Below are 23,508 nucleotides of genomic sequence, written 5' to 3'. Positions count from 1 at the left end.
ATGAAAAAAATACTATTGATAAATCCAAATAGCTACGCGAACCCGCCAGTACCTCCAATTGGTCTTGAATACATCGCATCTGCATTAGAAGACAACGGTTACGAGGTGGACTTTTTAGATTTGTTTTTTTCCTGTTCCAAGGAAAATTATGATTCAAAGATAAAACAGAGTGATTATATATGCATTACATTTCGGAATTTAGATACTTGTTGTTTTCTAGATTCTGAAAGCTTTATAGAACAGTTAAAAATAAGAGTATCCTATATTAAGGCGAATTCCGATGCGGTTGTGGTTCTTGGAGGAGTTGGATTTTCGATTGCACCAGAAGAGATATTGGATTACTGTGGTGCAGACTACGGGATTGTAGGACAAGGTGAAAATGCACTTCTTTATCTGTTAAAGAATCGTAATACTGTATCACAGCGTATACTTTATGGTGAAAATTTTGAAGGGTATCGCAATACACATCAGAGAAAGTTTGTGAATTATTCAAAATATATCAAATTAGGCTCGACACTAGGTGTGACCACGCATTTTGGTTGCAAAGAGGTTTGTTCGTATTGTGTTGAGGGAAGGAAAAGAGAAATGGAGCGAAGCATTACCAATGTAATGGATGAGATAAAACAGCTCAGGCAATATGGAAGTAATTTTATGTTTTGTGATAGTGAGTTCAATTCGGATATTGAGCTTCGCATGGAATTAATGCAGCAATTGATAGAGCAAAAGATGGATATTTCTTATTATGCCTATTTAAAACCAGAGAATATTAGCGAACGATTTGTAGAAATGCTTGCAAAATCAGGGGGTTATGGTGTGTCAATTGGGTTGGATACTATGCATGAAGAAGGAAAGGTAATTTTAAATAAGAAGTATACAACCGAACAAATTGAAGATTGTTTCCAACTTTTAAATCAATATCAGATCTCATTTGTCCCAAGTTTTATAGTAGGATTTCCTTGGGATACGATAGAAATGATTGAGGAAGGTGTGAAATTTTGTGAGAAAAATCATGCAAAGATGACTTCTGTAAATGTAGGTGTGCGCGTATATCCAAATACAGAATTTTGTAACTATATAATGAAAGATTATAAGAAAAATGAAGACAAATTTTATGGAGCAAAGACGAACAATGCACAGTTATTGAAGCCATTGTATTATATGAATGATAGAAAACTACTAAATTCAGTCATGGAATTAAGAAGAAAGTACAATATAAGTATTCCAGGATGTTAAGAGAATTCTTGGTTGACGTGATTTTTTGAGCTTGTTATGATTGAGGAGGGGAATATGGAACAATACCCTTTAAAGGAGGATGAGTATGTTAGAAATTAAAAAATTGACAAAAACCTACGGAAAAGAAAAAGTTGCGGTTTCCGATCTATCATTAAAGGTAAAAGCAGGAGATATCTATGGGTTTATTGGTCATAATGGAGCTGGTAAGACAACTACAATCAAATGTGTAGTTGGAATTCAAGAATTTGACCAAGGAGAAATCAGGATTCATGGAAATCTCGTTGATAAAAACTCGCTTCAATGCAAAAAAGATACAGGATACATTTCAGATAATCCAGATTTATATGAGTACCTTACTGGAATTCAATATTTAAACTTTATGGCGGATGTGTATGAGGTGTCTCAAAAAGATAGAGAGGAAAGAATTCAGAAAGAGGCAGAAGATTTTGGGATGAATAATGCATTAGGAGAGCTTATTTCTTCTTATTCTCATGGGATGAAACAGAAGCTGGCATTGATTGGAGCATTGATTCATAAACCGAAGTTATTAGTGCTGGATGAGCCTTTTGTGGGACTTGATCCAAAAGCGTCCGTTGTATTAAAACAAAAAATGAATGAGATGTGCAAAGAAGGTTCTGCTATCTTTTTCTCAACCCATATGTTAGATGTGGCTGAAAAATTATGCAATAAAGTAGCAATTATAGTAGGTGGTAAGTTGCAGATAGAAGGAGAAACCGTAGAGCTTATTAAAGAGAAATCCCTAGAAGAGATCTTTATGGAGGTGGTGTCGCATGATAAGGCAGATTAGATTGCTAACCAATATATATATATGCAATTTATTCCGCATGAATGAAATCAAAGCTTCAAAAGAGAAAAGAACTAGATTGATAGTCATGCTATGCGTTAGTGTAGTACTTGCATTAATTTTTATTGGTTATCTCGTTGGTATCTGTATTGTCATGGGACAGTTTGGAGTGGTACAACTTATTCCGCCCCTTCTAATTACAGTTACAAGTGTAGCGGTATTTGTTTTTACTTTTTTTAAAGCTGCAAATGTTATCTTTGACCCGAAAATGGTAGAGTTACAGATGTATCTTCCTGTGAAAAAGACAGCTATCATTCTGAGTCGATTTTTGTATCTGTATATTACCAATCTTGTGATTTCCATTGTGGTAATGCTTACTGGAAGTATTGTATACGGAACTTATAGGAAACCGAGCCTTTCATTTTATGTATACGGCTTTTTAGGGACATTATTTTTGGCGTTATTGCCAATTACACTTTCCGTTTTCATAAACACAATCATTACCGCGATTAGTGTCAGAATGAAGCATAAAAGTATTGTAGCAGCAGGACTTTCGGTCGTTTTCATTGTTGCTCTATTTGGGGTGTCTCTATTGGCAGCGGATATGGAGCAGATGAATATGAATGAATTAGTAGCAAATCTTGACACAATCTTGCAGCGATATATCGGAAAGATATATCCTCCTGCTTTTTGGTTAGGCGATGCGATGGTTTCAGGTGAGTTTACCAAATTTCTACTATTTCTTTTGCTCTCCATTCTTATATTTGTACTGTTGTTAGCAATATTAAGGAAGTATTTTCTTGATATTTGCAATGCATTCAGTGTAGGTGTAGGAAAGAAAGAATATACATTTAAGAGATTAAAAAGTAGTTCGATTCAGAAAGCGTTATTGAAGAAGGAGATAAGACGTTACGTTTCTTCGAGCATTTATGTAACCAATACAATGACAGGGTATGTCATTATGATCATTATTCCTGTGATGATATTGGTAATTGGAAAAGCAAGATTAGAGGAAATGATTAACCTTCCGGGATTTATTATGAAAGTGATTCCGTTTGTATTAGTGATGTTTCCAACTATGATGCCAACAACGCCAGTATCTATTTCACTAGAAGGAAGTAGATGGTGGATATTACAAACTATCCCAGTAACTAATAAAGACATTATGGAGACGAAAGTCCTTACCAATCTTATTGTAGTATCTCCGTTCTATCTAATAGCGGAGATTATTTCTTTTATTGCATTAAAGCCTAGTCTCATGCAAGGAATCGCACTCCTTGTTGTGCCATTAGCCTATCTCATCTTTGGTGCAGTGGTAGGCATATTTATTAATACGAAGTTCTGTGTGTTTGATTGGGAGAATGAAGTAACAGTTGTTAAACAAAGTGCATCCACATTTTTTGCTATGCTTATTGGGTTTGTGAGTATCTGTGTGCCAGTTGTGGTGCTTATACTTTGCAGTGCGTTACCAGTATTTTTGATTATGATAGCAGTAGTAGTTATTTTATTGCTCATTACAGCAGTATTGTGGTTGAACGTAATAAATGAAAAGAAGAAATTCTAGAGAGAAAAGGTAAGCGCTTAATTTCGGTATAGTGTAAAGTGAGCTATGAAAAAATCTAATAGTAAAATTGTGGATATATAAGCTCAAAAAAAGAAGAAAAGTTACTCTAGGTTTTTGTAAAAAAATAATTCGCCACCATTGACTGCATAACAAATAAATGCTGAGAAGATATCACCGACGGCTATGAAACTAAAAATAGATATAAGTTAAGCTGATTGGTTTTCCTAGATATTTAGAATAGTTTGTTGACCTAGGTAAATGAGTAGCTGCCACTTAGCAGGGCTGTCGCACTAAGTGAACCGCTCACCGTCAAGTAGACGTTGAAAAAATCATCACCCACACATATTTTACAAAAAATATGTGTGGGTGATTGTAGATTGTCAACTACTTTTAAGTATAAATCAACAGGGTGATTTATCCCTTTAGTTCCTAAGACATGTGTAAGCGGTTCAGCATATGACGCCTATAATTATTTTTAAGCACATGATCCCCTATCACTATAGAAATTAAATTGGAGAAAATAATGTTAGTGCTAGTCAATATTATTATTGGATCAGGAAACTAAATAATAGCTTGTTGAGGAACCAACTCAGTTAACGGAGAATTCAAAGGAAATTATTTATAGAGACGTAATAACCTCATTACTTGTACCACATATACAAAAAGAAGTGAATAATTATTATAAGGAATATTTGAAAGAATCTCCAATGATATTTGCATATAGTGTTGATATAATAAGTGCTAAAAGGCAATATGAAACAGGCTATTTAATTGAGTTAGAAGTTATAGCGCATCCATATGTTGGAGCACACAATACTGTTGGAGATGAAAGGCTAATAATTGAAACTGGAGGGCTTGGTTCTGTTGAAGTTAAGAAATTTGAACACATTAAAAGCTATCCGTTGCCACCCCATTTGCAAAACATAATAAAGAAAGCATATTAAGTGAAGTCAATAGCAATTTTATTACGTAATACTATTAAAATTTGAGATGGTTTTTATAAAAAGTTAAGGAGAAATAAAAAATGAAGAATTTAAAAATTTTCGCAATGCCTTTCTCGAGGATTTATCCACTCTATATACAAAAAGTTGAGAGAAAAGGAAGAACAAAAGAAGAAGTGGATGAAGTTATTTTTTGGCTTACTGGGTATAATGAAGATTCGTTACATAAGCAAATAATTAATGAAGTGGATATGGAAACCTTCTTTAAAGAAGCACCTCATATTAATCCAAATGCTTCACTTATAAAAGGAGTAATTTGCGGATATAGAGTAGAAGAAATAGAGGATGAATTAATGCAAAAAATCAGATATCTAGATAAGTTAGTTGATGAGCTTGCCAAAGGTAAAACCATGGAGAAAATATTAAGAAAATAGAGAGTTCAGAAATTAGTTTAATAATGAATAGTTAAGAGTTAATAGTAATGGATGATTTTTGCAGAAGCAAAAACTTTAATTAATCAAAAATTCCTAAGGAATTTTACCCATAACTCTTAACTATTCTCTTTTAACTCTTAATTTATTTGAGTGATTCCTTTAAAGTGTGCCAAGCAAGTACTGCACACTTTACTCTTGCAGGCATGTTTTGGATGTTTTGAAATACCATAGCATCTTCTAGAGCTAGAAGTTCTTCTTCATTTGTTATTTCGCGTTTTATCATGGAGATAAAAGTTTCTACTAAGGACAAAGCTTCTTGTTTGCTTTTACCTTTGATTAAATCTATCATAATAGAAGTTGAAGCTTGTGATATAGCACATCCACTGCCTGTAAAAGCCATATCTTCAATGATATCTCCATTAAATTTTACTGAAAGTGATATCTCATCTCCACAGGAAGGGTTATGACCTCTTTCTGTTTTGTTCGGATTTTCAAGTTCTCTTTTATTTCTTTTGGAGCTGTTATGTTCCATTATTAGTTCTGTGTATAGTTTACTCATGTCCATGTCCAAATAACCTCCTTGCATAGTTTAAGGCATCTACAAGTTTATCAATGTCAGTTTTTTCATTATAAATAGATAAACTGATTCTGTTGGTTGCATTTACACCTAAGTATCTTAAAAGTGGTTGAGCACAGTGATTACCAGCTCTTAATGCTATACCTTTTGAGTCTAGTATGGTAGCTAAATCATGAGGATGGATATCATCAACTACAAATGAAACAACACCAACCTTATCATGGGCCTCTTTTGGGCCTATTATCTTAACATAGGAAAGAGAATTAAGTTTTTCATGAGCATATTCTAAAAGTTCTTGTTCATATGTGTGTATTTTTTCATATCCGATAGTATTAATGAAATCTATTGCTTTAGTTAAACCATAAACGCCTTCTACATGTTGAGTTCCTGCTTCAAACTTATGAGGAACTTCATCAAAGGTAGTTTCTTGTTCATATACATACTCAACCATGTCACCACCGTACATAAATGGAGGCATTTCATCTAATAGTTTTTTATCTGCACACAATACTCCTATACCCATTGGACCAAAGATTTTATGAGGAGAGAAGGTATAGAAGTCAGGAGTATATTTAGATAAATCAGTTTTTATATGAGGTACTCCTTGAGCTCCATCTACAATAACTTTTGCATTAACTTCTTGTGCCTTTTTTATTATAGCTTCAATTGGATTTATAGTTCCAAGTACATTGGAAGCTTGACCTACAGCTATTAACTTTGTTTTTGAAGTTATCTTTTCATCTATCTCTTCTTGAGTTATTTCATAGTTATCATTAATATAAAGATATTTTAAAGTTGCCTTTTTAACTTTAGCTACCTGCTGCCAAGGGATTAAGTTTGAGTGATGTTCTGTTATTGAAACAACAATTTCATCACCTTCATTAATAAAGGTTAATCCGTAGGAGTAAGCAACTAGGTTTAAAGCTTCAGTGTTATTCTTAGTAAATATAACCTCATGAGAGGAAGGAAGGTTTAAAAGTTCCTTAACCTTGGCTCTTCCTGCTTCATAAATGTTAGTGGAGTCTATTGAAATGCCGTAAGCGCCTCTATGAGGATTGGCATTGGATTTATGATAATATTCATTTAAAGCTTCTATTACAGTATAAGGTTTTTGACTTGTTGCTGCCGAATCAAGATAGATTAGATTTTCATTATTTTTAATTAGCGGAAATAAATCTTTATAACTGTTAGACATTTTTAAGTTTCTCCTCTATTGAATTAACTAAATCTTCTCTTAAACTCTCTGGCAGATTATTTATAATTGGTGTAAAGTGAGCTAAAATGAGTAACTTTTTACTTTCTTCTAAAGATAAACCTCTACTCATCAAGTAGAATAGAGTGTCTTCATCTATTTTTCCAGCAGAAGCTGCATGTTCTCCTTGGACATCATCTTCCCTACATAAAAGTAGTGGAATTGAACTGTTTCTAGCTTTAGGGGAAAGTAGCATAACATACTCTTCTTCTTTTCCTATAGAGCCTGATGCACCTCTCTTAAAGTCTAATGTACCTCTAAAGATTTTTTTACTTTCATCTAGTAGAGCTCCTTTGGAGTTTATTACTCCTAAAGTTGACTTTCCTCTTTGAATAAGAGAGTAGTTGATGTCTATTATCTTTTTACCTTCACCTATATAAAGAGAGTCTAAACTAGAGTTAGAGTTTTCTCCATTTAGGTAAGAGTAGTAACTAGAAAGTGAGTTAAGTGAGCCTAAGTCGATGAAACTATAATTAACTCTAGCATCTTCTTCAAGTATAGATACAGAAGATGTTAAGTTCACACTTTTGCCATTTAATCTTTGAATTACAACTACATTTACTTGTGAGTTTCTTTGTGCATAGATCTTAATTAAAGAGTTAGCATAGTTAAACTCGTCTTCAGTTGAGTCAAGATTGACTATGACAGTAGCAGTTGAACCTTCTTCAGCTAAGATGAAGTTATTAGCTATTAGAGTTGGACTTTTAGAGTCTAACTTGTAATTAACTATGATAGGTTCTAAAACTGACTTCTTTATATTTAAGTAAAAGCTAGAGTTAGCTTCTTTGTTAACTTGATTAAGTACTCCTTCAGAAACTCCATAAGTTTCTCTTTCAAAGTCTAGAACTTTAGGAAACTTAGGAGAAGAGAAGTCTAGATTGTAAGAGTCTGCATCAACTGATTCAAAGTTGTGTTTAAACTCTGTTATAGTTGGAACTTCAACATCTTTTAAAGAAACATTGTTTATTCCAAGCCATCTAAAAGTTTTTACTGGTATTTCGTTTAAGTTAGTTAATTGTAATGACATTGTATCCCTCCTATCCTATAGCACCTTCAAGTTCTAAGTTAATTAAGTTGTTCATTTCAACTGCGTATTCAAGTGGAAGTTCTTTAGAAATTGGTTCAACGAAACCTCTAACTATCATCTTTTTAGCTTCATCTTCACTTAAACCTCTAGACATTAGGTAGAAGATAGCATCATCAGATATTCTTCCTATTTTAGCTTCATGTCCGATATCAACTTCATCATTTTCAATCTGAACTACTGGTATAGTATCTGAAATTGACTTGTTATCAAGCATTAAAGATTCACAAGAAACAGTAGATTTTGAATTAACTGCATTTGGAGTTATTCTAACAACTCCTCTGTAGATTGCCTTACCTCCATCTCTAGATATAGACTTTGAGTTTATAGTAGAGGAAGTGTTAGGAGCTGCATGAATTACCTTGGTACCTGTGTCTAGCTCTTGACCAGATGATGCAAAAGTTATTCCAGTAAACTCAGAAGAAGCACCGTCACCTTTTAATATACTCATTGGGTATAACATAGAAACTTTTGATCCAAAAGATCCTGATATCCATTCTATTTTTCCGTTTTTGTCAACTGAAGCTCTTTTAGTGTTTAAGTTCATCATGTTTCTTGACCAGTTCTCAATAGTTGAGTATCTCAAAGTTGCATCTTCTTTAACAAAGAGTTCAACACAACCTGCATGAAGGTTAGTTACATTGTACTTAGGAGCTGAACAACCTTCTATAAAATGAAGTTTAGCACCTTCTTCAACAACTATTAAAGTATGTTCAAACTGACCAGCACCTGGAGAGTTTAATCTAAAGTAAGATTGAAGTGGAATATCAACTTCAACTCCTTTAGGTACATAAACAAAAGAACCTCCTGACCAAACTGCACCATGTAGAGCTGCAAACTTATGGTCTTGAGGAGGAACTAATTTCATAAAGTATTTTTTTACTATGTCCTCGTAATCTCTTACAGCTGTCTCCATGTCAGTGTAAACTACACCTAACTTAACTAGATCTTCTTTGATACTATGATATACAACTTCTGAATCATATTGAGCGCCAACTCCAGCTAGGGAAGTTCTCTCGGCTTCAGGAATACCTAATAACTCAAAAGTATTTTTTATTTCATCGGGAACATCATCCCAAGTATGTTTCATTGAAGTGTCTGGTTTAACGTAAGTAACTATGTTGTTCATATCAAGGTCGCTTATATCAGGACCCCAAGTAGGAACTTCTATAGAGTTATATATATCTAAAGACTTAAGTCTAAAGTCTCTCATCCAATCTGGTTCATTTTTTTCCTTGGAAATAGATAATATAACTTCTTTTGTTAACCCTTTATCTGATTTATAACTAAATTTATCTTCATTTTTAACATCATATATGCCTCTATCTACGTCTTCTACATAGGTTTTTCTCTTTTCCATATTATCACCTTACTTTTCTATAAGATTTTTAAAGCCGTTAAAACCATTTTCGTTGATTTCACTTATAAGATCTTCAGATCCAGTTTTAACTATTTTTCCATCGATTAAAACATGAACAAAGTCAGCTTTTAAATTTTCTAATATTTTAGTGTTATGGGTAATGATTAATATAGAATTATCTTCTTTCTTAAACATTGAAACCCCTTGAGAAACAATTTTTACTGCATCTACATCTAGACCAGAATCTGTTTCATCTAATATAGCAAGTTTAGGTTCTAGTAGAAGCATTTGAAGAATTTCATTTTTCTTCTTTTCTCCACCAGAGAAGCCCACATTTAAATATCTTTCTCCATAAGTCTCAGGAATGCTCAAGTTTTTCATTTGATTTTTTAATTTAAAATTAAAAGCAAATGGACTTATTGGTTTATCTTCAACAGAACTTTTAGAAGAACGTATAAAGTTTTCAACTGTTATTCCAGGAACTTCTTCTGGATTCTGGAAAGATAAGAAGATACCTTTTTTAGCTCTTTCATTTACCTTTAACTCTGATATATCTTCACCTTCAAAGGAAATTGAGCCTTCAGATACTTCATACTTAGGATGACCCATTATAGCGTAAGCTAAGGTAGATTTACCTGCTCCATTAGGTCCCATAATTACATGAACTTCACCTTTATTAATTTTTAAATCTAAGCCTTTTAAGATTTCTTTATCTTCAACTTTAGTTTTTAAGTTTTTTATATCAATTAAAACTTCTTTCATAAAACGAACACCTCTTAATTCCGATAATTTTACTCTGATTTATTTTATAGTATCACCCAAAACTTAGTAAGTCAATAGTAAAACAGAGTATACATATATAAATTTCCAATGGTTACATAAATTATGTTATAATTTTTAAAATAGTTTGTTATAATTTAAAGATAGAATAAATTATAGGAGTGAATCATATGAAAGATGCAGCATTAGTTCTAGAAGGCGGCGGAATGAGAGGCATATACACAGCAGGAGTATTAGAATATTTTTTGGAGAATGATATTAATTTTCCTTATGTAGCAGGAGTATCGGCAGGCGCTTGTCATGCTTTTTCATATATTTCAAAACAAAGGGGAAGAAATAGAAGAATAATGATTGACTACATAAATGATAAAAGATATTTAAGTTTTAGGAATTATTTTAAAGAAAAATCATTATTCGGCATGAATTTTATATTTGATGAAATTCCAAACAACTTAGTTAAATTTGATTATGAAACTTTTGAAAATGATAATAGAGATTTTTATATTGGGGTAACGGACATAGTTACAGGAGAGTCAATATATTATAATAAAAAGGAACTTAATGATCCTAACTTAATAGTTAGAGCTTCTTCATCTCTTCCATTAGTTTCTCCAATTGTTGAATATGAGAATAAAAAACTTTTAGATGGAGCAATAGCAGACCCAATTCCAATAGAGAAGGCATTAAGAGATGGATATGAAAAATTTGTAGTAGTTCTTACAAGAAACTTAGGTTATAAAAAAGAAAAAGATAAGTCCATTAGACTTGCAAAAAGATTTTACAAAAAGTATCCTAATTTAATTAAGCTTATGGAAACTCGACATGAGGTTTATAACAAGCAGCTTGAGTTAATTGATGAACTTGAGAAACAAGGTAAAGCTATAGTAATAAGACCTAGCGAAAAACTTCAAGTTGATAGATTTACAAAAGATAAAAATAAGTTAGAGGGTTTATATAAATTAGGATATTTAGATGGTAAAAAAATTAGATAAATTACTATTAAAATGAATATTTTGGATAATAATGGACATAATCACACCTAAGAGGTGAGATTATTATGAATAAAAGAAAGCTTATTCCAGTAATTATTTTAAGTTCTTTATTTTTGGTATTAGTTTTTGCAGGTACTTATGTAGGGGTTTCAAAATATATACGTCACAAATATGAAGTTGAGCAAGAACAAGTTAAAGAAGAACAGCTATTAAATGAAAAAGATAAAAGCTTAAAGGACTCTATTACCCTTATATTTAAGAACAATGATAAGGTTGAAAAGTCAATGAAGCTTAAAGATTATAAGAGCGAAAACTCTATAACTGGAGATATTAATAGAGATGAACTTTTAAATACATTAGAAAATAAAAACTACTCCTTAGAAAAAGAAGGGGAAGAACAGATGGTCTTCAGTAGGAGTACAGTAAAGAAATTAACTCCTAACAGCTATTACTTAGGCGAAAAAGATGGATACTTTGCTATATATAAAGCTGATAGTAGTGGAAAACCTACTATAGAAGATGAATCAAAGGATGTATTTAAAAATTATAAGATGGTTAAAGAATTAAGTGACTTAGACCAAGAAAAGATAGTTAATTTTGAATTCTCTTTTACAACAAAAGAGGATGCTGAAGAAAAATTAAGTGAATTCCTATCATAGAAGAAAAACCGTTATTTTTTGTAACGGTTTTTTTATTGCGCATTTTTCATTTTGGGAATTATGCTCTTAAAAGAAATCTATCAAAATCATGGAAGTTATGAATTACGTCGTAAACTTCAACCATGTTTTGAAATGTTGATTCATTTTTAGAAGAAGTAACAGCAATTATTTTGCCTATTCCAGCACTATAAGCAGCTTGAATCCCAGAAATAGCATCTTCAAATACAATGCAGTTTTGAGGTAATATTTCTATTTCTTTAGATGCTTTTATATAGTAGTCAGGGTTAGGTTTGCCAAGAACTGTACCATCATCATATACAATCTTGTCCACATCAAACCATCTAGTCAAATTGAAGCTTTCAATATAGAACTTTAGATTTGTAAGTTGAGAGGCTGTTGCTATTGTGATTGGAATGTTTCTTTCTTTAAGTTCATCCAAAAGAATTTCAGCACCAGTAGCTAAATGAAAGTTAGATTTATCAGATAAACAAAGCTCTCTATAGATTTCTTCTTTAATCTCTAAATATGAGGAAACTTCCTTATCTGTTAAGGGTTTTCTAGATAAAAATTTTAATGTGAAATCACCATTGCGACCATGAACATATTTTTTAAATTCCTCATCATTTACATCACGATTAAATTCATTTTTAAAAAACTGTCTCCATGCTTTTTCATGTTTATCAGAATCATGAAAAAGTGTACCATTAAAATCAAAAACTACACCTATATTATTCATATTATAATCCTCCCCTGACTTATTGATTCCTGTTATATTTATAAGTATAATGCAATTATATAGACGGAAAATATAATATTATTGCATATAAATATAACAATATTGCAAATCTTAAAATTATGGAGGGAGCTATTATGGAAAAGGTAATTGTTACAAATGAGAACGATATGGAAATAATTTTACATGGTACAACAGAGCTCCCCTTAAAGGTAAGTGACGAAAGTATTTTAAATTATAAAAATAACTACTTTAATTGTCATTGGCATAAAGAGATTGAATTAACCTATGTTTATGAAGGTGAAATGTTATATCAAGCAAATAACCATGAAACTGTGCTTTCTGCTGGTGACTGCTCTTTTGTTAATTCTAAAGCCCTACATTTAGGAAGTGCTATTGATGGTAAGCCTTGTCACTATAAGGTTATAACTTTTAATCCAGATTTGCTTGGAGTTGAAGAAACTGCGATTCAAAAAAAGTATGTTCAGCCCATATTAAACTGTAATAAACTTTCCTTGTATTTATTTAAAGCTGATAATGAGTGGGAAAATAAAATAGTAGAGATGATCAAAAAGATAATATTCATTTATGAAGAAAAATCCCCTTGTTATGAAATTGAAATAACTGCACTTCTGATTAATATATGGGGTGTGTTTTATCAAAATACAAAATCTATTCTTAAAGAGGAAGGGAACAATCCTAAAAGTATAGATTATATAAAAAATGTGGTAACTTTTATCCACAAAAACTTTAGCTCAAAAATATCATTAGAAGATATGGCTAAAGCAGCTAATATTTCTAAAAGCGAATGTAGTCATTCATTTAAAAGGTATATGAAGGAAACCCCTTTTGAATATTTGTTAAGATATAGAGTTGAGAGAAGTATGGTAATTTTACTTAAGGAGAATGTATCTATTACAGAAATAGCTTTAGCTGTTGGGTTTTCAAATGCAAGTTATTACTCAGAAGTTTTTAAGAGGTATATAGGAGTAACGCCTAGAGAGTATAAGAAGCTGGGTGTTAACAAATGATTCTGTACAAAAAATTAAATAGACACTAGTATTTTATGAGAGTAAAATGGTAAAAGAGATAGATTTATCATCAGGAGTTGATGAAAGTGAAATTAACTATAATGGCATATGTATATCCAATGATATTAAGTAAAGTCGTTAAAGAACAATTAATCAAATACTATTATGAAGATAATCTTGATTATTTATTAAAAAATACAGGGAATGAATATAAAGAAATCTTGAGACGCTCTCCAGATATTGGAGGAAATAAAAATTCATTTATGGGAACTTTTTTAATGGGTGCGTATCTGGTAGCTTTATATAAGAATACAAAAGATAAGCTTAGTCTTGATGATTTTGATTTATTAGTTGCAGACGGGCTTAGAAGTTTTAAATTTATGAAAAAACAAATGAAGAAGGAAGATTTACTTTCTATAGAATATAAGAATAAAATTAAATTAGCAGGAAAATGGTTTAAGAAAAATGAAGACAAATATCCGGATAATTGGCAAGTGGAAGTAAGAAAAGAGGAAAATACTGAGCTAACCAATATTGTTTTTACTAAGTGCGCACTCTGTGTCTTATGTAAAAATGAAGGCGTTAGCGAGTTTATATCATCTTTATGTGCAACAGATTATATAACAATGAGTTTTTCTAATTGTAACCTTTATAGACCTACGACTTTAGGTAAAGGAGATTCTTGCTGTGACTTTTATATAACAAGATTAGGATAGTTGTAAAAAGTTTTTTATTATAAGGAGGTGGACTATGAAGAACATAGAAAATCCATGGATCAAACTTAAGGAAAATATAAATAAAGAAGATTATGAAGTAATAAATAAGTTACAACAAGAGTGTATTGATAAGGTTGCATTAAAGCTAGAACTTGATTATAAACTTGCATCATCAAATGAAAGCTCAAAGATAACAAACAATACAAATGAATTTATGTACTTTGATGGAGAAAAACTCATAGGGTACATAGGGATTGGAAGCTTTGGTGGATTTAACACACCTATTGAGGTAAATGGAATGGTACATCCAGATTACAGAAAACAAGGTGTTTTTAAGAAGTTAAGTGAGTTAGTAATTGATGAATGGAAAAGAAGAAATTCAAGTAATATGTTTTTATTAAGTGATAGAACATCAAAAGAAGGACAAGAATTTATCAAAAACTTAGGTGCGACATATAACCATACTGAATATGAAATGTATTTTAGGCAAGAAGGTTCATCAGAAACATCAAAAGGCCTATCAAACTTAACTTTTAGAAAAGCTAATAATGAAGATGCCTATGAACTTGCAAAACAGGATGCTATTTATTTTGGAGAAGAAGTTCCAGAAGAAAATGATAAAGAAAAAATGATACTTCCGGAAGAAGAGGAAAAGAAGGGTATTAAAACTTACTTAGCTGAAAAGGACAATGAAATAATTGGAAAAGTTCGTCTTGAGTTAACTGATAAAGGTGGAATTTATGGACTTGGAGTTTTACCAAAGCATAGGAGAAAAGGGTATGCAAGAGAGATGTTAAAATTTGCAGTTAATACTCTTTTAGAAGATGGAGCTAAGGAAGTTATGCTGCAAGTAGATAGCGAAAATCCTAATGCACTTAATTTATATAAGTCTTGTGGATTTGTTGAAACCTCTGTAATGGATTATTATGAAATGAAACTTTAGGAGAAGAGATATGAACTATCGTAAAGCTAAAGTTGATGAAATTGATATTTTGATAGAGCTTAGAAAAAAACAACTAATAGATGAAGGCATATCGCCAGATAAAAATATAGATTATGAACTAAAAATATTCTTTCATGAGAAAATGAAAAATAATACGTTAACTGAATTGGTTGTAGAAGACAAAGGAGAAATTGTAGCTACTGGAGCTGTGGTTTTTTATGATTTTCCGCCAAGTTACACAAATAAAACAGGTAAAAAAGCTTATATAACTAATATGTACACTAAAGATGAGTATAGAGGTCAAGGGATAGCATCTAAACTTTTAGAAATGTTAGTTCAGGAAACTAAAAAAGCAGGTATATTTAAAATGTGGCTTCATGCATCAAAATTAGGTAGACCAGTATATAAGAAGTTTGGATTTAAAGAAACAGATGAGTTTATGGAATTAAGTTTATAAAGGTTAAGGTAAGAGGAGAAAATATGAGTACTAGTCAAAAAACTATAAAAATAGCTAAACCTCAGTTAGTTAGAGGAATTGAAGATAGAAGTATAAACGAACTTACACTTGAAGATGAAAGTGTAATAGAAAATATTTATATAACTGATTGTGAAGTTGAAGTAAGTGAAGCAAGTAGTGTTAACTTTGAAGGAGTTGTCTTTAGTAGAGTAGACTTTAACGGAGTTAAGTTAGAGTCTTTAGAACTTACTGATGTAAGATTTGAGAACTGTGACTTATCTAATGCTGACTTTAGTGGAGCAATTATACATAGAACAGAGTTTGTAAACTGCAAGCTTATAGGGTTAAAACTTAATGATTCTTCTCTTCAGAATGTTCATATAGAAAACAGTAATGGCAAGTTTGTTCTTATGAACTATGGGGAAATGAAAAATGTTGCTATAACTGACTCAATATTTGAAAATAGTAGTTTTCAGTATTGCAAACTAAATAAAGTAAGTTTCAGAAGATGTGATTTTAAACTAAGTCAAATGTCTGGAACTAGTTTAAATGGAATGGATATAAGCGATTGTGAGTTTGAAGGAGTAAGCTTAAGTATAGATGACATAAAAGGTGCCATAGTATCTCCTATGCAGGCTATGGATTTTTCAAGATTACTTGGACTTATAATCAAAGAATAAGGTTAGTTAAGCAGAGTTCTTTTAACTCTGCTTATTTTTTTACAGAAGGAGAAGTTAAATTGAAGATACTAGAAGTTAAAGGAAATACCTATTGTATAGATACTGGAATGACTTATATTCCATTTTATAAAATTAATGAGAATGAAATAATAATGTTAGATAGTGGCTGGGCAAAAGGTGAAAGAAAAGGAATAGAGGAAGTTTTAGAAAATAACAAATTTAAGGTAGTAGCTATAATAAATAGTCACTTTCATATTGATCATGCTGGTAATAATTTTTACATCAAGGAAAAACATAATTCTATAATTGCTATGAGTGAACTTGAAGCTGTTATAAGTAGTTCACTTGATAATCTTAAACTTTATTATGGAGAACAAACTATAAGAGATGTAAGAGAACATCATGAACATATGATATTTAAAACAGATATCATAATAGAAAAACATCAAAAAGAAATATCAGTATGTGGTGTTAATTTCAATATTCTTCATACACCTGGACATAGTCCATCACACATATGCATAATGACCCCAGATGATGTTTTCTATGTAGGAGATGCACTTATAAGTTATGAGGTTATGAAGGGATCAAAGCTTCCTTATGCCTTTATATTGAGTGAAGATATGAAAAGTAAAGCTAAGCTTTATGATATTAAATGCAGTAAATATGTTGTAGCCCATAAAGGAATATATGATGACATCACAAAACTAATAGATGATAATATTGATTTCTATGAGAGTAGGGCCATGGCTATATATGAACTTATAGATAGGCCCATGACCTTTGAATGTATCATGAAAGTTGTACTTGAAAATCTAAACATCAAGGTAGGAAGTATATATAAATATTACACCGTTGAAAGAATGCTTAAATCTTACATAGAGTACTTAAATGATATAGAAAAAATCAAACTAATTATGGAAGACGGCTTCTTAAAGTATTCACCACTATAAGCAGGTCTTAAAGAAAGCTCTAAACTTTAAATGAATAAGTACATTAACATTTTCAATTTTCTAAAATACTATAATTAATGGATAAATATAATATGGAAAAAATTATGGAGGAGTTATATGTACTTGTATCATGGTTCTGATATAGCAGTAACTACAGTTGATTACAAAAAAAGTAGAACTTCTGCTGACTTTGGTACTGGATTTTATACTACAAACATTAAAGAACAGGCAATAATATGGGCTAAAAGGATAGCTATAAGTCATATGGGTAAGGAGTATAATCCTGAGATTAAAGCAGTTGTGACCACTTTCAATCTAGATAACAAAATATTTAAAGATACAAAAATAAGGTATAGGCGTTTTCGTGGAGCATCTGAGACTTGGCTTAGATTTGCTAGAAAAAATTTAGTGGGAGATAAAAACACTAAAGGAGATCATAATAAGGACTTTAGATATGATTTAGTCAGTGGATATATGGCTACAGCAGAGCTTATATCAATACTTAATAACTACGATAAAGGTGAAATTGATAAGGAAACTTTTAGAATGTATTTAAAATCTACATTAAAAAATAATCAATATTCCTTTCATTCAAAAAGAAGTACAAAATATCTAAAGTCACCTATCTATGAATATTTTGATATAACTCAGGAAGACTTTAATAAAGCTCGAAATACTGGTAATATAATTGAACTTAAGTTTTTTATTTATAATGAAAATAATGGTGTAAGTTTAAAAAGTATTGTTTTAAATTTAGAGGATATACTTAACAATAAAATTCAATGATTTTAAATTTAAAGGACTCACCCTTAAATGGTAAGTCCTTTAGTGTAAAAATATTATTTTATATCATTAACTTCTTTTAATATTTTCTCAAGCTTTTCTACTGATTCTATTCTATCGTTACATTTACTGCTATCCAAACAAATATCAAAACCTATAGATTTATAAGCTCCATCAAAGGAGTTTGATGTCTTGCATATAGGGGATACAAAAGCTACTTCGCTTTCTTTACCAATTCTATTACAAAGCACACATATATGTGAATTTGGATCTGGATTTGATATTCTACAAGACATACCAACAATATTATCATTTAACTTATAAGCTATAAATAACTTTCTGACTGACTCATCAACCCAACCTAAATACACATTTTTTGAATCTTGATACTCCTGGTTTGGAAGTTTAAGTTTTTTTTCTTTCTTAAAGAGTTTCTTTAACTGAGCATCTGTAATTTTTTGCATTCCATAAACATACTCTTCTAATTTAACTAGATATTCATCAACTTCAGTGGACTTAGTTAAGTTTGTAATATCTAAAAGAGCCCTCTCATCTTCGGACAATGATGAAAATACGTTAAATATCTTATCTTGTATATAAATTTTACTAGCAGCAATTATATCATTATCCACACAACCTTTAAAAGAATTTTTTAAATCTTTTAAACATCTCTTTATGTAGTTATATTCATATTTTTTAATAAAAGTATTCATAAAATTATTACCTCTCTGTTCCGATTAATCTGCAAAATATTATTTCTACAAGTGAAAGTGTATCATGGACCAAAGGTGGATTCAAATCAATAAATAATTCTGTAAAGATTATGATTAAATATAGTGAGAAGTTGATGATGAATGAGTAGGGTATATATTAATACAAATATGTAATGTGATATAATATTAGAATGATGAACTGAGAAAATGAGAGCGAAATATTTAATAAAAAAGATTAAAGAAAGTAGGGTAACTTTTAATATGAGCATAGAAAAATCTAGTGAATATAAAAATTTGATAAGTGGCATAAAGAATCAAATAAAAACCTCAAGACAAAAGGCTTTATTAGCTGTAAATAAGGAGTTATTAATTTTATATTGGAACATAGGAAGAACTATTTTAGAATATCAAGAAAAAGAAGGTTGGGGAGCTAAGGTTATAGATAATATAGCAAAAGAAATTAAGTCGGAATTTCCAGAGTTAAAGGGATTTTCTCCAAGAAATCTAAAGTATATGAGAAAATTTTCATCTGAATATGTGGATATTCAATTTGTGCAACAAGTGGTTGCACAAATTCCATGGTCACACAATGTAATTTTAATGGATAGAGTTAGTGATATGAAGCAAAGATTATGGTATATTGAGAAAATCGTAGAAAATGGATGGAGCAGAAATACTTTAGTCCACCAAATTGAAAGCAAGCTGTTTGAGAGACAAAACAATGATTTAAAAACAACAAATTTTATGGAAAAACTAAAAGCTCCTAATAATAAGTTGGCTATAGAAGCTTTAAAAGATCCATATATATTTGACTTTATTACAATGACAGAAGAAATGAACGAAAGAGACATAGAAAATCAATTAGTAAAGAAAGTTACTAAATTTTTATTAGAGTTAGGATCAGGATTTGCTTTTATTGGCAATCAATATAAGCTGCAAGTTGGTGGAGATGATTACTACTTAGATCTTCTGTTTTATAATTTGAAATTAAGATGTTATGTGGTAATAGAATTAAAAACTGGCAAGTTTAAGCCCGAATATGCAGGTAAGTTGAATTTTTATCTCTCGGCTGTAGATGATATATTAAAAACTGAAATAGATAATCCGTCAATAGGTATAATACTTTGTAAAGAGAAGAATAGACTTGTAGCAGAATACTCCCTTAAAGACATGACAAAACCAATAGGTGTTAGTGAATATAAGCTGTTAGAAAAAATACCAGAGGAATTAAAGGGAACATTACCAACAATAGAAGAAATCGAGGATACTTTAGAATAATCATAAGTTTAGTACTTATCTATTCTAAATTAATCTACAAAAACATTATTTTACAAGTGCAAGTTTATTTAGGAGTTAATCATTAGGTTGTTTCAATAAAAACTTTGATGTTATTATGAAAGGGTATGTTAAATTAACATATGCATGAAATAAAAGATATTTTAAACAAATATGGGTTAAATGAGAGGGTTTGCTTAGAAACTGAAAGAGAGGAAGATTATAATGGTCACTAATTGTACAAACTTTGATAATGAAAATTCAGCAAATATTTTTACTATAAACTGTAAGGATATTATACTAAGAGAATTCCAAATGGAGGATCTGGAGGATATATATAATATTACCTTACAAGCAGAAATAGCGGAGTTTTTACCTGATTGGATAGCAACTAAGGAGACGCGTAGAGAATGGTTAATTAAATATGAAATTTAAAGAGAATAGAGAGTTTTTAGATGCTGTTCCTGATATTTCTAAGGTTAAAGGACGTGCTTTTAGATTAGGGATTATATTGAAAAAGAGTAATAAACTTATAGGGTGGATAAATTCAGGTTTAAAAGAGGAATTACCTCCACCAAATAGGGAAATAGGGTATGCTATTTCTAATGAATATACAGGTAATGGGTATGGAACTCAAGCTGCTCAAGGCTTAATAAAATATCTATTTGAGAATACCAATACAGAGATATTAAATGCAACGGCATTAACATATAATTTAGCTTCAAATAATGTCATAAGAAAATGTGGATTTAGATTAATAGATAAGATTGAAATTAAAGGTAAAGAATATTTTTATTATAGACTTAGTAAAAGTGAATATATTATGGAGGAAAAAGATGAGAAAATATAGTTTATATCAAGTTGACTCATTTACTAAAGAAAAGCTTTCTGGAAATCCTGCAGGTGTTATAACTAATGCAGATGGATTAAAAGATGATGAGATGCAAAAAATTGCTAGAGAGCTAAATAATTCAGAAACTGCATTTATATTTTCAAAAAATAACAATGACTATGATGTACATGTACGTTTTTTTACTCCTAAAAATGAAGTTCCAATCTGTGGACATGCAACTATTGCAGCTCACTATGTAAGAGCAGTTGAAAATAATTTAGATAGCACGAGAATATACCACAAAACTGGAGCTGGAGTTTTACCTGTTGATATAATAAGGGAAGATGAAGATTATAGAATTGTCATGACTCAAGGAGAGATTGAATTTGGCGATGTTATTGAAGATAAAAACAAAGAAAGTCTTCTAGAAGCTTTACATATAAAAGAGGATGATTTACTTGAAGAATATAAAATTCAAATTGTATCTACGGGACACTCTAAAGTCATGATTGGGATTAAAGATAAGGTTGTTTTAAATAACTTAAATCCAGACTATTTTGGTCTATCTAGGTTAAGTAGTATTATAAATTGCAATGGATATTATGTTTTTACGGTTGATTCAGAGGACAGTGATATTTTAGTTCATGGAAGAATGTTTGCACCTAGTATAGAAATTAATGAAGATCCTGTTACAGGAAATGCAAATGGGCCTTTAGGGGCATATTTAGTCCATCATAATCTTGTTAAACACGATAACTCTTCCTTTAAGTTTAAAGCAAAGCAAGGTGAAGCTATGAAAAGGCCAGGTACTATAGAAGTAGAGGTAGGCATAGGAGATGAAGAACCTAAAGAAGTAAAAATATCTGGAAATGCTGTAATAGTATTTAAATCAGAACTTATATTAAATGATTAAGGTATAATTTAAAGAAAGCGCTTGTGTAAATAATCATAGGTGTTTTTTTCTTTTCTACCCTCCAAACAAATTTTCGCATTCTTATTGATAAAATACTCCATAAATGCTAAAGTATTATGTAGGTTTTTAAAGGTTGAGGTGAGAATATGTACGAATATATTAGAGGTTTACATAAAGGGATAAATAAGGATTATATAGTAGTCGAGAATAATGGAATTGGATATAAAATTTTCACGTCTGGCTCTACTTTAGCTAAACTCCCAAAGCTTGATGAAGAAATAACTATCTATATTCAACAGATAGTTAGGGAGGACTTTATAGGTTTATATGGATTTTTATCTAAAGAAGAACTTGATATGTTTAATATACTTTTAACTATTAATGGAGTTGGAGCTAAGGCTGCTTTATCGCTTTTATCTATAAGCACGGTTGATAATCTTAAGTATGCTATAATGATAGGTGACGAAAAACATGTAGTAAGAGCACCTGGAATAGGTAAGAAGACTGCTCAGAGAGTTATATTAGAGCTTAAAGATAAGTTTAAAGCAGATGAGCTTTTAGATAATAAAGATGCTTCAATTGATATTGATATGAATAATATTTATGCGAACAATATTAATGAAGCTTTAAGTGCATTAATGGCCTTAGGATATACTGAGAAAGAAGCTCAGAAGGCTCTTTCTAATGCTGATGTTGATAAGTCAGTTGAAGATATAATAAAAGAGTGTTTAAAAATGCTTATGAGATAGGGGTGGGGAAATGGATGATAGAATGACTACAGGAGAAGAAATTCTAGAAGATTCCCAAGGCGAATTAAGTTTAAGACCTCAGAAAATCAGCGAGTATATAGGACAACAGAAGGTAAAGGAAAAACTTAATATTTTTATAAAAGCAACTAAAAAAAGAAGAGAAGCTTTAGACCATGTACTTTTATATGGGCCTCCAGGTTTAGGAAAGACAACTTTGGCTAATATTATAGCTAAGGAGATGGGTGGAGATTTAAAGGTTACTTCTGGACCTGCAATAGAAAGAGCAGGAGATTTAGCTGCTATTTTGACTTCTTTAAATGAATTTGATGTTTTGTTTATTGATGAAATACATAGATTAAACAGAAGTGTTGAGGAAATACTTTATCCTGCTATGGAAGACTATGCATTAGATATCATTATAGGAAAAGGAGCATCTGCAAAATCTATAAGACTTGAGTTACCTAAGTTTACTTTAATAGGGGCAACAACTAGAGTTGGTATGCTTACTGCTCCTTTAAGAGATAGGTTTGGAATTCTTTCATCTATGGAGTACTACACAAATGAAGAACTTAGAGAAATCATAGTAAGAAGTGCAGATATCTTAGGTTGCAGTATTACACCTGAAGGTGCTTATGAAGTTGCAAGAAGATCAAGAGGAACTCCAAGAATAGCTAACAGACTTCTAAAGAGAGTTAGAGATTATTCAGAAGTTAAAGAACATGACTTTATAGATATCAAAGATGCAAAAGAGTCTTTAGAACTTTTAGAGGTTGATGAAGAAGGTTTCGATAGAGTTGACAACAAGATATTAGAAGCTATTATAGATAACTTCAACGGAGGTCCAGTTGGTATAGAAACTCTTTCATATTTTGTTGGAGAGGAACTTGGTACAATAGAGGATGTTTATGAACCTTATCTTCTTCAAAGAGGGTTCATCATAAGAACGCCTAGAGGAAGAATGGCAACTAAGAAGGCTTATAAACATTTGGGAAGAATTAAGATTGAAAATAAGGATGAAAGTCAAACTACATTATTTGATTAGAGAAGGT

Annotated in this window: 27 protein-coding genes; 20 read left to right on the top strand and 7 right to left on the bottom strand. The window is 30.9% G+C overall.

Features of this window, described 5'->3' with window-relative positions:
- The 5 genes from B3N22_RS13390 (at nt 1) to B3N22_RS13370 (ending at nt 4,977) form a co-directional block, all read left to right on the top strand.
- A complete protein-coding gene (locus B3N22_RS13390) occupies nt 1-1,233 on the top strand; it encodes a B12-binding domain-containing radical SAM protein (RefSeq protein WP_286907875.1) in 1,233 nt (410 codons plus the stop codon).
- 85 nt (nt 1,234-1,318) lie between these two features.
- On the top strand, nt 1,319-2,041 hold the full coding sequence (locus B3N22_RS13385; RefSeq protein ID WP_286907873.1) for an ABC transporter ATP-binding protein: 723 nt from the start codon (nt 1,319-1,321) through the stop codon (nt 2,039-2,041).
- Nucleotides 2,025-3,602, top strand: coding sequence for a hypothetical protein (locus B3N22_RS13380; protein WP_286907871.1), 1,578 nt, complete (start codon nt 2,025-2,027; stop codon nt 3,600-3,602). Before B3N22_RS13385 ends, B3N22_RS13380 begins: the two co-directional genes overlap by 17 nt.
- Nucleotides 3,603-4,216: 614 nt before the next feature.
- On the top strand, nt 4,217-4,546 hold the full coding sequence (locus B3N22_RS13375; RefSeq protein WP_414632233.1) for a DUF3888 domain-containing protein: 330 nt from the start codon (nt 4,217-4,219) through the stop codon (nt 4,544-4,546).
- An 80-nt stretch (nt 4,547-4,626) separates the two neighbouring features.
- Nucleotides 4,627-4,977: a DUF2200 domain-containing protein gene (locus B3N22_RS13370; protein WP_073019982.1), complete on the top strand. Its 351-nt coding sequence runs from the start codon at nt 4,627-4,629 to the stop codon at nt 4,975-4,977.
- 142 nt (nt 4,978-5,119) lie between these two features.
- On the opposite strand, the gene sufU is transcribed toward B3N22_RS13370, so the two are convergent.
- Genes sufU through sufC form a run of 5 tightly spaced genes read right to left on the bottom strand, consistent with a single transcriptional unit; the run spans nt 5,120 to nt 10,012 of the window.
- Entirely contained in the window at nt 5,120-5,542 is a 423-nt protein-coding gene (gene sufU / locus B3N22_RS13365; RefSeq protein WP_286907866.1) for a Fe-S cluster assembly sulfur transfer protein SufU, read from the bottom strand.
- Nucleotides 5,529-6,749, bottom strand: a complete 1,221-nt coding sequence (locus B3N22_RS13360; RefSeq protein ID WP_286907864.1) for a SufS family cysteine desulfurase — start codon at nt 6,747-6,749, stop codon at nt 5,529-5,531. The genes sufU and B3N22_RS13360 overlap by 14 nt, the downstream gene beginning before the upstream one ends.
- Nucleotides 6,742-7,833 carry a Fe-S cluster assembly protein SufD gene (gene sufD, locus B3N22_RS13355; RefSeq protein ID WP_286907862.1) on the bottom strand — a complete coding sequence of 364 codons (1,092 nt, stop codon included), beginning with the start codon at nt 7,831-7,833 and terminating at the stop codon, nt 6,742-6,744. The genes B3N22_RS13360 and sufD overlap by 8 nt, the downstream gene beginning before the upstream one ends.
- 10 nt (nt 7,834-7,843) lie before the next feature.
- Nucleotides 7,844-9,250: a Fe-S cluster assembly protein SufB gene (gene sufB / locus B3N22_RS13350; protein WP_021801312.1), complete on the bottom strand. Its 1,407-nt coding sequence runs from the start codon at nt 9,248-9,250 to the stop codon at nt 7,844-7,846.
- A 9-nt stretch (nt 9,251-9,259) separates the two neighbouring features.
- Nucleotides 9,260-10,012: a Fe-S cluster assembly ATPase SufC gene (gene sufC, locus B3N22_RS13345; protein WP_286907860.1), complete on the bottom strand. Its 753-nt coding sequence runs from the start codon at nt 10,010-10,012 to the stop codon at nt 9,260-9,262.
- Nucleotides 10,013-10,200: 188 nt separating this feature from the next.
- Between sufC and B3N22_RS13340 the strand changes: the two genes are divergently transcribed.
- Together B3N22_RS13340 and B3N22_RS13335 are read left to right on the top strand one after the other, a co-directional pair.
- Nucleotides 10,201-11,022 (top strand): patatin-like phospholipase family protein, encoded by an 822-nt coding sequence (locus B3N22_RS13340; protein WP_286907858.1) that lies wholly within the window; start codon nt 10,201-10,203, stop codon nt 11,020-11,022.
- Between the two features lie 65 nt (nt 11,023-11,087).
- Complete coding sequence (locus B3N22_RS13335; protein WP_286907856.1) at nt 11,088-11,681, top strand: hypothetical protein; 594 nt, start codon at nt 11,088-11,090, stop codon at nt 11,679-11,681.
- Nucleotides 11,682-11,739: 58 nt separating this feature from the next.
- Here B3N22_RS13335 and B3N22_RS13330 read toward each other — a convergent pair whose 3' ends face one another.
- Entirely contained in the window at nt 11,740-12,417 is a 678-nt protein-coding gene (locus B3N22_RS13330) for an HAD family hydrolase (protein WP_286907854.1), read from the bottom strand.
- Between the two features lie 134 nt (nt 12,418-12,551).
- Here B3N22_RS13330 and B3N22_RS13325 point away from each other — a divergent pair, with 134 nt between their 5' ends.
- From B3N22_RS13325 to B3N22_RS13295, 7 genes are all read left to right on the top strand, one after another.
- Nucleotides 12,552-13,445, top strand: a complete 894-nt coding sequence (locus B3N22_RS13325) for an AraC family transcriptional regulator (protein WP_286907852.1) — start codon at nt 12,552-12,554, stop codon at nt 13,443-13,445.
- Nucleotides 13,446-13,531: 86 nt separating this feature from the next.
- A complete protein-coding gene (locus B3N22_RS13320; protein WP_286907850.1) occupies nt 13,532-14,161 on the top strand; it encodes an L-2-amino-thiazoline-4-carboxylic acid hydrolase in 630 nt (209 codons plus the stop codon).
- Nucleotides 14,162-14,195: 34 nt separating this feature from the next.
- The gene (locus B3N22_RS13315) at nt 14,196-15,104 is read left to right on the top strand and encodes a GNAT family N-acetyltransferase (protein WP_286907849.1); all 909 of its coding nucleotides are present in this window, start codon (nt 14,196-14,198) and stop codon (nt 15,102-15,104) included.
- A 10-nt stretch (nt 15,105-15,114) separates the two neighbouring features.
- On the top strand, nt 15,115-15,561 hold the full coding sequence (locus tag B3N22_RS13310; protein ID WP_286907848.1) for a GNAT family N-acetyltransferase: 447 nt from the start codon (nt 15,115-15,117) through the stop codon (nt 15,559-15,561).
- Nucleotides 15,562-15,584: 23 nt separating this feature from the next.
- The gene (locus tag B3N22_RS13305; RefSeq protein ID WP_286907846.1) at nt 15,585-16,241 is read left to right on the top strand and encodes a pentapeptide repeat-containing protein; all 657 of its coding nucleotides are present in this window, start codon (nt 15,585-15,587) and stop codon (nt 16,239-16,241) included.
- A gap of 59 nt (nt 16,242-16,300) precedes the next feature.
- On the top strand, nt 16,301-17,194 hold the full coding sequence (locus B3N22_RS13300; protein ID WP_286907844.1) for an MBL fold metallo-hydrolase: 894 nt from the start codon (nt 16,301-16,303) through the stop codon (nt 17,192-17,194).
- A 117-nt stretch (nt 17,195-17,311) separates the two neighbouring features.
- Nucleotides 17,312-17,980, top strand: a complete 669-nt coding sequence (locus B3N22_RS13295) for a DUF3990 domain-containing protein (protein WP_286907842.1) — start codon at nt 17,312-17,314, stop codon at nt 17,978-17,980.
- 53 nt (nt 17,981-18,033) lie between these two features.
- Here the strand turns inward: B3N22_RS13295 and B3N22_RS13290 are convergent, their stop codons facing one another.
- Complete coding sequence (locus B3N22_RS13290; RefSeq protein WP_286907840.1) at nt 18,034-18,690, bottom strand: FBP domain-containing protein; 657 nt, start codon at nt 18,688-18,690, stop codon at nt 18,034-18,036.
- A 261-nt stretch (nt 18,691-18,951) separates the two neighbouring features.
- On the opposite strand from B3N22_RS13290, the gene B3N22_RS13285 reads away from it, so the two are divergent.
- The 6 genes from B3N22_RS13285 (at nt 18,952) to ruvB (ending at nt 23,501) form a co-directional block, all read left to right on the top strand.
- Complete coding sequence (locus tag B3N22_RS13285) at nt 18,952-19,968, top strand: PDDEXK nuclease domain-containing protein (RefSeq protein WP_286907837.1); 1,017 nt, start codon at nt 18,952-18,954, stop codon at nt 19,966-19,968.
- Nucleotides 19,969-20,190: 222 nt separating this feature from the next.
- Nucleotides 20,191-20,400, top strand: coding sequence for a GNAT family N-acetyltransferase (locus tag B3N22_RS13280; protein WP_286907834.1), 210 nt, complete (start codon nt 20,191-20,193; stop codon nt 20,398-20,400).
- Nucleotides 20,390-20,815: a GNAT family N-acetyltransferase gene (locus B3N22_RS13275; protein ID WP_286907831.1), complete on the top strand. Its 426-nt coding sequence runs from the start codon at nt 20,390-20,392 to the stop codon at nt 20,813-20,815. Before B3N22_RS13280 ends, B3N22_RS13275 begins: the two co-directional genes overlap by 11 nt.
- Nucleotides 20,802-21,710 (top strand): PhzF family isomerase, encoded by a 909-nt coding sequence (locus B3N22_RS13270; RefSeq protein WP_286907828.1) that lies wholly within the window; start codon nt 20,802-20,804, stop codon nt 21,708-21,710. Before B3N22_RS13275 ends, B3N22_RS13270 begins: the two co-directional genes overlap by 14 nt.
- A gap of 146 nt (nt 21,711-21,856) precedes the next feature.
- Nucleotides 21,857-22,459 carry a Holliday junction branch migration protein RuvA gene (gene ruvA, locus B3N22_RS13265; RefSeq protein WP_286907827.1) on the top strand — a complete coding sequence of 201 codons (603 nt, stop codon included), beginning with the start codon at nt 21,857-21,859 and terminating at the stop codon, nt 22,457-22,459.
- 10 nt (nt 22,460-22,469) lie between these two features.
- A complete protein-coding gene (gene ruvB, locus B3N22_RS13260) occupies nt 22,470-23,501 on the top strand; it encodes a Holliday junction branch migration DNA helicase RuvB (protein WP_073019946.1) in 1,032 nt (343 codons plus the stop codon).
- Nucleotides 23,502-23,508 lie beyond the last annotated feature (7 nt).

This window comes from Clostridium sp. UBA1652 (assembly GCF_002320975.1).
Classification (GTDB): domain Bacteria; phylum Bacillota; class Clostridia; order Clostridiales; family Clostridiaceae; genus Clostridium_T; species Clostridium_T intestinale.
Note: the sequence above shows the minus strand (reverse complement) of the source record. Positions and strands in the feature narration are given on the sequence as shown.

Coding starts and splice junctions, on each gene's coding strand:
- B3N22_RS13390 (WP_286907875.1), top strand. CDS start 1: ATGAAAAAAATACTATTGATAAATCCAAATAGCTACGCGAACCCGCCA.
- B3N22_RS13385 (WP_286907873.1), top strand. CDS start 1,319: ATGTTAGAAATTAAAAAATTGACAAAAACCTACGGAAAAGAAAAAGTT.
- B3N22_RS13380 (WP_286907871.1), top strand. CDS start 2,025: ATGATAAGGCAGATTAGATTGCTAACCAATATATATATATGCAATTTA.
- B3N22_RS13370 (WP_073019982.1), top strand. CDS start 4,627: ATGAAGAATTTAAAAATTTTCGCAATGCCTTTCTCGAGGATTTATCCA.
- sufU (WP_286907866.1), bottom strand. CDS start 5,542: ATGGACATGAGTAAACTATACACAGAACTAATAATGGAACATAACAGC.
- B3N22_RS13360 (WP_286907864.1), bottom strand. CDS start 6,749: ATGTCTAACAGTTATAAAGATTTATTTCCGCTAATTAAAAATAATGAA.
- sufD (WP_286907862.1), bottom strand. CDS start 7,833: ATGTCATTACAATTAACTAACTTAAACGAAATACCAGTAAAAACTTTT.
- sufB (WP_021801312.1), bottom strand. CDS start 9,250: ATGGAAAAGAGAAAAACCTATGTAGAAGACGTAGATAGAGGCATATAT.
- sufC (WP_286907860.1), bottom strand. CDS start 10,012: ATGAAAGAAGTTTTAATTGATATAAAAAACTTAAAAACTAAAGTTGAA.
- B3N22_RS13340 (WP_286907858.1), top strand. CDS start 10,201: ATGAAAGATGCAGCATTAGTTCTAGAAGGCGGCGGAATGAGAGGCATA.
- B3N22_RS13335 (WP_286907856.1), top strand. CDS start 11,088: ATGAATAAAAGAAAGCTTATTCCAGTAATTATTTTAAGTTCTTTATTT.
- B3N22_RS13330 (WP_286907854.1), bottom strand. CDS start 12,417: ATGAATAATATAGGTGTAGTTTTTGATTTTAATGGTACACTTTTTCAT.
- B3N22_RS13325 (WP_286907852.1), top strand. CDS start 12,552: ATGGAAAAGGTAATTGTTACAAATGAGAACGATATGGAAATAATTTTA.
- B3N22_RS13315 (WP_286907849.1), top strand. CDS start 14,196: ATGAAGAACATAGAAAATCCATGGATCAAACTTAAGGAAAATATAAAT.
- B3N22_RS13310 (WP_286907848.1), top strand. CDS start 15,115: ATGAACTATCGTAAAGCTAAAGTTGATGAAATTGATATTTTGATAGAG.
- B3N22_RS13305 (WP_286907846.1), top strand. CDS start 15,585: ATGAGTACTAGTCAAAAAACTATAAAAATAGCTAAACCTCAGTTAGTT.
- B3N22_RS13295 (WP_286907842.1), top strand. CDS start 17,312: ATGTACTTGTATCATGGTTCTGATATAGCAGTAACTACAGTTGATTAC.
- B3N22_RS13290 (WP_286907840.1), bottom strand. CDS start 18,690: ATGAATACTTTTATTAAAAAATATGAATATAACTACATAAAGAGATGT.
- B3N22_RS13285 (WP_286907837.1), top strand. CDS start 18,952: ATGAGCATAGAAAAATCTAGTGAATATAAAAATTTGATAAGTGGCATA.
- B3N22_RS13280 (WP_286907834.1), top strand. CDS start 20,191: ATGGTCACTAATTGTACAAACTTTGATAATGAAAATTCAGCAAATATT.
- B3N22_RS13275 (WP_286907831.1), top strand. CDS start 20,390: ATGAAATTTAAAGAGAATAGAGAGTTTTTAGATGCTGTTCCTGATATT.
- B3N22_RS13270 (WP_286907828.1), top strand. CDS start 20,802: ATGAGAAAATATAGTTTATATCAAGTTGACTCATTTACTAAAGAAAAG.
- ruvA (WP_286907827.1), top strand. CDS start 21,857: ATGTACGAATATATTAGAGGTTTACATAAAGGGATAAATAAGGATTAT.
- ruvB (WP_073019946.1), top strand. CDS start 22,470: ATGGATGATAGAATGACTACAGGAGAAGAAATTCTAGAAGATTCCCAA.